The organism is Paraburkholderia sediminicola (assembly GCF_902859805.1).
Taxonomy (GTDB): Bacteria; Pseudomonadota; Gammaproteobacteria; order Burkholderiales; family Burkholderiaceae; genus Paraburkholderia; species Paraburkholderia sediminicola.
The window spans coordinates 822,332-828,729 of the sequence record NZ_CADIKC010000002.1; the positions used below are offsets into that span (position 1 = coordinate 822,332).

Below are 6,398 nucleotides of genomic sequence, written 5' to 3' on the forward strand. Positions count from 1 at the left end.
AGCACGTCGCGGCGGTTTCAGATTGCCGGACGCATCGTGAACGTTTCATCGGCGACGAACCGGCGCGGATCGTATCCGTCGATCACCGCCGGCTGCTGGTAAAACTCGACGGCCGGCGCGATCTCCGCAAACGAGAGCAACAGGTACATCAGCGTTTTCGCTTCTTCTGGCAGACTGGCGAGTTCGTACTGGTTCAACCATGCGACGATCTCATCGACTTTCGGTAGCATCGCTTCCTTGAACTCGACGATCGCCTCCATGCCGACGGTATGCCGCTGCGTGTTGCGCTGAGTCTCGGTGGGCAGCGCCCATATCCCGACAAAACAGGCCAGATCGCTGAACGCTTCGGGTAGCGCGAGCGACACGGTTCGCGCCTCACGCTTGGGCATGACGATGACTTTCTGTTCCATGACCTTCACTCCGTAACCGCTTCGGCTTTGCTGACGGCTGCTTTAGCTTCCGCTTCTGTTTCCGCTTCGGCCAGCAGGCGTTCGATGACGTGATAGCTATGACGAACCAGCAGTTCGTTGTCCTGCAGCACCATGAATTTCTTCACGCCCGTTTCCGCAGCACGCTGCGTGCGTTCGAGCGTGCTCAGGTCTTCGAGGAGCACGTCGCGCAGCGCCACTTTCATGTATTCGAGGAAGAAACGGCCGCCTGGTGTCGTCATCTCCGGGTAGTACACGCGCGCTTCGAGCAGCGTCCTGTTGTGCGCGATCGGCCGGAAGTTGTAGGCCTGACAATAGTTCGGCCGCAGCGACAGATAAAAGTCTGGAAACACGACGTTAATGTCGAATAGCCAGTTCGGACTTTTGGTCCAGTTCACGCCTTTGGGTAATGCATCGAGCGGAAATGCATGGCGTGCACTGCCGATGCCCGCACGCAACGCGGACGCGGCAATCGGTCGTTTTGAACCGGCGTCGGACAGCGCCTCACTGGCGGCCGCGCCACCCGACGTAACCGCTTTCGGATTGCCGTAGACCGACTTCTGGTTACCCGCGAGAGACAATCGTCGATGCAAGTCGCCGCACAGCGCGTCGAGCGGCGGCATGCTTCCACCCTCACTCCTGTCAATTGCATCGGCGATCGAATTGCCGTGTACATACGCGACGTGATACGCCTCCTGGAACGCGTCGAGCGCCAGCTTCCAGTTGCAATCGACCACTGTTTCCCATGCAAAACCGACCGTCATCTTGTCGAACGGATAGCCTTCGATGTCGCCGTACATCGGCTTCATGAAGTCGTCCAGCGACACCTTCGGTTCCGGATCCATGTTGACGAAGATGAAGCCCTGCCACACGTCGCAAGCGACGCGGGTCAGCGCGTAATCCTTGAAATCGATCCCGAAGAAACACTTTTCGTCCGGCACGCCCGTCAGCTTGCCGTCGAGGTCGTACGCCCAGCCGTGAAACTTGCAGAAGAACTTGCGCGTGTGGCCGGCCTTGTCATACGCAATCTGGTTGAGCCGGTGCGAACACACGTTGTGCATCGCGCGAATCTGGCCCTGCTTGTTGCGCACCACGATGATTTCGGTGTCGCAAGCGTCCAGTTTTTTAACGAAGTAGTCGCCAGCGGTGGGAATCTCCTCCACCCGGCCGACCTGCAGCCAGGTCTTCTTGAAGATATGGGCCTTTTCCCGCTCGTAGTACTCGGCCGAAATGTAAGGTTCGACCGGGATCAACCCCGAGCCGAGATGCGCGTATCGCGCAGTGAGCGTGCCTTCCGGGGCGGGTATCTCGTTCATCAGCAGAAATCCTCAACAGGAAAGTACGATTCGCTTAATAACGAATGTCATTCTGTTTTCGAAAAATTGTGCTGTCAAGTCTTTCCGGCCAAACGTGTTGAGCGCCGATATGCGTCCCGATCACTCACGTCGCAAGGACGGTTGCTAGAATGACGAGCGTGCAGCGGGGATATCGCTCCGCCCCTCTCCGCCAGAATGTGAAAACCAACCGATTCAGGGGATCCAGTGCCGCAGGTAAAAAAAGCAGAAGTACGGGAGGCGATTCTGGCCGCCGCATTTTCGGCGTTCAGCGAGAAGGGCTATTCCGCGACCACGATGACCGAAATCGCGCGCCAGGCCGGCACGACCGTGGCCAATCTCTACGTCTATTTCGATTCGAAGCTCATCATCCTGTACGAGCTCTACCAGCCGTGGCTGATGAAGCAGCTCGACGCGCTTCGAGCGGAAGTGGTGCTGCTATCCAATCCGAAGAAAAAGATACGACGAATCCTGACGGGCCTCTGGGCCGACATTCCAGCCTCCGACCAGGCGTTCGCGAATGCGCTGATCGACGCATTGGCAAGCGCGCCGCCGAACATGGGAAAGCCCGTGAAACTGCTCGATTCGGTGGAGGGATTTCTAACCAGGCTGCTGCGCGAATCGTTGCCGCCCGAACGCGCGGAAGTCGCACGCGACGATCTGATCTCGCATGTGATCTGGATGGCGTTCGACGGCTTCGTCATCAACCATCGGATCGGCGACGTGCGGGATATCGAGCGAATCGCCGCATTGATGACTGATCTGCTGCTAGGCGACACGGGTCCGAAGGCCCGCTAAACACTGTGGCGCCGGTTCCCGCCGATGCGCTCGCAAGCTGTCTGAAGAAAAAATAGAAAGACAATTTTGAAATTCTTTGACACGCCACAATAAAGAATGCCATTCTGTATTTAGGCCGCAACGTCGGCTGCTTTCCGCGCGTATCCGGATTCGAAGCGACGCAACGGCCGCCTGGTGCATCGGCCCTGGCGTCGCGTCCGGCCGCCCCTTGTGGGCAGATGGCATCGCACACAAGACTGGTCACGAGCGGGAGGCCATAACGTCCTACCCATGATCTGTGTTGCTCACCACCTGAGGTGTCTTCGATGGCCGCACTATCCGATAGTTCAGCAAGCCCCGCGTTCGATCCACCTGCGCGAACCACCTATCTCGTTCTGATCCTCTGTTTCCTGACGATTGTCGCTGAAGGCTACGACATCGGCGTGATGGGAACGATCGTGCCGTCTCTGCTCGCCGATCAGACATGGAAGCTGACACCGATCGAAATTGGCGCAATGGGCAGTGCCGCGCTGTTCGGCACGCTGTTCGGCTCATACTTCATCAGCGTCGTCAGCGATCTGGTTGGCCGCAAGGGACTGTTGATTGGATGCGTCGCGCTGTTTTCGGTGTCGATGCTCGGCGCCGCCTGGGCGCCAACGCCTTTTGCATTTTCAGTCGCGCGGTTTGCCGGCGGACTGGGTCTGGGTGGTGTCATTTCCGCCGCTGCCGCGCTAACGGTCGAGTATTCGCCAGCCGGGAAACGCAATCTGAACTTTGCACTGATGTACTCGGGTTATTCGATTGGCGCGCTGCTGTCGGCATTGATTGGGATCGCTTTTCTGGGTTCGCATGGATGGCGTTTCGTCGTCGCGCTCGGCGCAAGTCCGCTCATCGCGCTTCCATTTCTGCTTTACCTGCTGCCTGAATCGCTCGATTTCCTGATTGCTCGTGGAAAACAGACACAGGCGCAAGTTCTCGCCGCAAAACTCGGTATCAAGATGTCCGGCCTGGAACGGCTCGCGAAAGACGCACTGCCCAAGCCTTCGATCGGCGCCGTGTTTGGCGAAGTGTTCTCAAAACAGAATCGATGGGCGACGGTCAGTCTCTGGATCGCGCAGGTCGCCGCCGTCCTCGTGATCTATGGATTGGGGACATGGCTGCCGCAGTTGATGCGCAAACTCGGCTACGACCTGGGCCCGAGCCTGTCGTTTCTCGCTGTCTTCATGTTGTCGTCCGCAATTGGCGGAATTCTGATCGGTCGAATCAGCGACCGCCTGGGCGTACGTAAAACCATCTGCGGCGGATACGTGATCGGCGCGCTGGCAATCTCGGGGCTCGCGATCAAGAGCAGTCTCGCCGTCAACTACATCCTCGTCGCGCTGGCTGGCTTCGGCAGCATCGGCGTCGCGATGGTTCAACTCGGCTTCATCGCCAACTACTACCGCGCTCATGCAAGGGCGAGCGCAACGGGTTGGGCCGTGGGCATCGGCCGCTTCGGCGCGATGAGCGGCCCGATGGTGGGCGCCTATCTGGCGGCACAAGGTGTCGACGTCAAGTGGAATTTCTTCGCCTTCGCGGGATCGGCGCTCGTCGCGGCCATGGCTATCGCACTGACACGCAATCCTGAGCGCAGCCACTCGTTTCAGAACTCGATGGGGATTCCTGTCGAAAATTAATTCTCTAAAAAACAACAATATATTTAGACATACAAATTAATAGCCTGGGCAACGGGGATTTGCAATGCATCCGCAGACAACACCCTATTGCCCAGCCACCCGAAATACCGCCACCACAGAACGCAGACGCCCCGCCTGTTCGTCGAGCGACGCTGCAGCCGCGGCCGCCTGCTCCACTAGCGCTGCATTTTGCTGCGTCACTTCATCCATCTGCGACACCGCCCGGCTGACCTGCTCAATGCCAGTGCTCTGCTCGTCCGACGCGGAAGAAATCTCTCCCATGATGTCGGTAACCCGGCGAATCGACTGCTCGATCTCGGCCATCCGGCCGCCTGCGACCTCGACGAGCCGAGTGCCGCCACTCACGTTCGCCACCGACGCCTGGATCAGACTCTTGATATCTTTCGCGGCTGCGGCGCTGCGTTGCGCAAGGGCGCGGACCTCGCCGGCCACGACGGCAAAACCGCGTCCCTCCTCGCCTGCCCGCGCAGCCTCGACAGCGGCGTTGAGCGCGAGGATGTTGGTTTGAAAGGCAATGGCCTCGATGACCGAGGTGATCTCGGCGATCTTTTTCGACTCGCTCTCGATCTGCTTCATCGTGCCGACCACTTCCTGCACCGCCGAACCTCCACGCGCTGTAGCCTCGGTCGCGGCATTGGCGAGCCCGTTTGCCTGTCTTGCATTTTCCGCGTTCTGCTTAACGGTCGCCGTAATTTGCTCCATGCTGGCAGCCGTTTCCTGCAATGACGCCGCCTGTTCTTCAGTGCGTTGGGATAGATCGAGGTTGCCTTGCGCGATTTCGCCTGAGCCGGTCGCGATCGAACGACTCGTCGACTGGATCTCGGACACGATGACCGCGAGCTTAGACTTCATATCGTTCAGCACGCACAGCAGGCTGCCTGGCAACGCCCGTCCCACATCAACCTCGATGGCCAGATTGCCGTCCGCGATTTGCGTGGCGATATGAGCCGCGTAAGCCGGCTCCCCGCCGAGCGCCCTCTTCACGCTACGCGTCGCGGCCCATGCGATCACACCAACCGCGGCGAAGATAACGGCTGCAATGGACCCCAGAACGATGACGAGCTTCATGAACGCTGCGTTGATGTCGTCATAGAAAAATCCGGTGCCGATCCACCAATCCCAATCGGGTATCGCAACCACGCCCTGCAACTTCGGCTCCGGGTCCGCATCCGGCGTGCGCTTCACGAGTACGTCGACGAGCGCGATATGCGAAGCCGCCATGCCTTCACGGTAGGCCTCGCTGTCGGTCAACCCTGTCGTGGTTTTGTTGCCCTTCGCCTTGGTCCCAATGAACCGGGCATTCGGGTGGACCAGATTCACGCCATCGGACGTGGTGACCCAGTAGTAGCTTTTCGTGTTTGCATTGAGTTGGGAGACGGCGTCTTTGGCGGCCTGTTGAGCCTGGTCACGCGTCAGCACGCCACGCGACTGCAGGTCGTGGTAGTGATTGACAAGATGCTCGGCTTTCGTCAGAAGAATAACGATCTGCTCCCGCCGGCTATCAACGAGCGAGCTGCGTACAGTCTGAACGGCGGTCGCCGCCACGAGTACAACGCCGAGCAAGGCCGCGACGACCAGAGCCAGCAATTTGGTGGACAACTTCATGTGAATGCCCCAACTTGTTAACTATCTGGTACATTTAACGGCATTCGCGACATGCTTCTTCAAGCCGCTTGACCCAGGACAAACCCTTATCCACCTGCACTTCTGTGACAGCAGGGCTGACTTGAAACGGCTCTGTCAAGATAACGGGGGTAGGCTGCCTTTTCCGCGCACGCGTAGCTATCCTTATTAGATAACGTTGCGGTGCGCGGTCGTGCAGTCCAATCACTCGAAGGCGAATTGCGGTGGCAGCGTCGACAGACGCCGCCACGTTACCTGGCAATTAGAACCGGTGGATGATGCCCACGCCTGCCGCAAACTGGCTGCGTGACGAGGACGGCGCACTGTTCTGACCGTCGCCGATATCGGCCGTTGCGTTGATGATGCTCGTGCCGTTCGTTCCGATCGTCTGACCACCCGCACGCTGATAGGCTTCCAGCGCATACAGACCAGTGCGCTTGGAGAGGCTGTAGTACTGCGAGAGGTTGAACTGCTGATAGCGTGCCGAGCTCGAGATGCCATTCGACTGCGTTGCGCGCGTATAGCTATAGCCGGCAGCC

5 protein-coding genes and 1 pseudogene are annotated in these 6,398 nt (G+C 58.9%); 2 read left to right on the forward strand and 4 right to left on the reverse strand.

The window, feature by feature from the left end; translation table 11 throughout:
* Window positions 1-17 precede the first annotated feature (17 nt).
* The gene (locus R8871_RS12215; protein WP_175050672.1) at window positions 18-410 is read right to left on the reverse strand and encodes a hypothetical protein; all 393 of its coding nucleotides are present in this window, start codon (window positions 408-410) and stop codon (window positions 18-20) included.
* A 5-nt stretch (window positions 411-415) separates the two neighbouring features.
* Complete coding sequence (locus R8871_RS12220; RefSeq protein ID WP_175050673.1) at window positions 416-1,744, reverse strand: aromatic ring-hydroxylating oxygenase subunit alpha; 1,329 nt, start codon at window positions 1,742-1,744, stop codon at window positions 416-418.
* A gap of 225 nt (window positions 1,745-1,969) precedes the next feature.
* On the opposite strand from R8871_RS12220, the gene R8871_RS12225 reads away from it, so the two are divergent.
* Together R8871_RS12225 and R8871_RS12230 are read left to right on the forward strand one after the other, a co-directional pair.
* A complete protein-coding gene (locus R8871_RS12225; protein ID WP_175050674.1) occupies window positions 1,970-2,560 on the forward strand; it encodes a TetR/AcrR family transcriptional regulator in 591 nt (196 codons plus the stop codon).
* A 305-nt stretch (window positions 2,561-2,865) separates the two neighbouring features.
* Window positions 2,866-4,215, forward strand: a complete 1,350-nt coding sequence (locus R8871_RS12230; RefSeq protein ID WP_175050675.1) for an MFS transporter — start codon at window positions 2,866-2,868, stop codon at window positions 4,213-4,215.
* 84 nt (window positions 4,216-4,299) lie between these two features.
* Here R8871_RS12230 and R8871_RS12235 read toward each other — a convergent pair whose 3' ends face one another.
* Window positions 4,300-5,841: a methyl-accepting chemotaxis protein gene (locus R8871_RS12235; protein WP_175050676.1), complete on the reverse strand. Its 1,542-nt coding sequence runs from the start codon at window positions 5,839-5,841 to the stop codon at window positions 4,300-4,302.
* A gap of 280 nt (window positions 5,842-6,121) precedes the next feature.
* Window positions 6,122-6,398: pseudogene (locus tag R8871_RS12240) on the reverse strand (porin); the annotation flags it as partial.

Coding starts and splice junctions, on each gene's coding strand:
- R8871_RS12215 (WP_175050672.1), bottom strand. CDS start 410: ATGGAACAGAAAGTCATCGTCATGCCCAAGCGTGAGGCGCGAACCGTG.
- R8871_RS12220 (WP_175050673.1), bottom strand. CDS start 1,744: ATGAACGAGATACCCGCCCCGGAAGGCACGCTCACTGCGCGATACGCG.
- R8871_RS12230 (WP_175050675.1), top strand. CDS start 2,866: ATGGCCGCACTATCCGATAGTTCAGCAAGCCCCGCGTTCGATCCACCT.
- R8871_RS12235 (WP_175050676.1), bottom strand. CDS start 5,841: ATGAAGTTGTCCACCAAATTGCTGGCTCTGGTCGTCGCGGCCTTGCTC.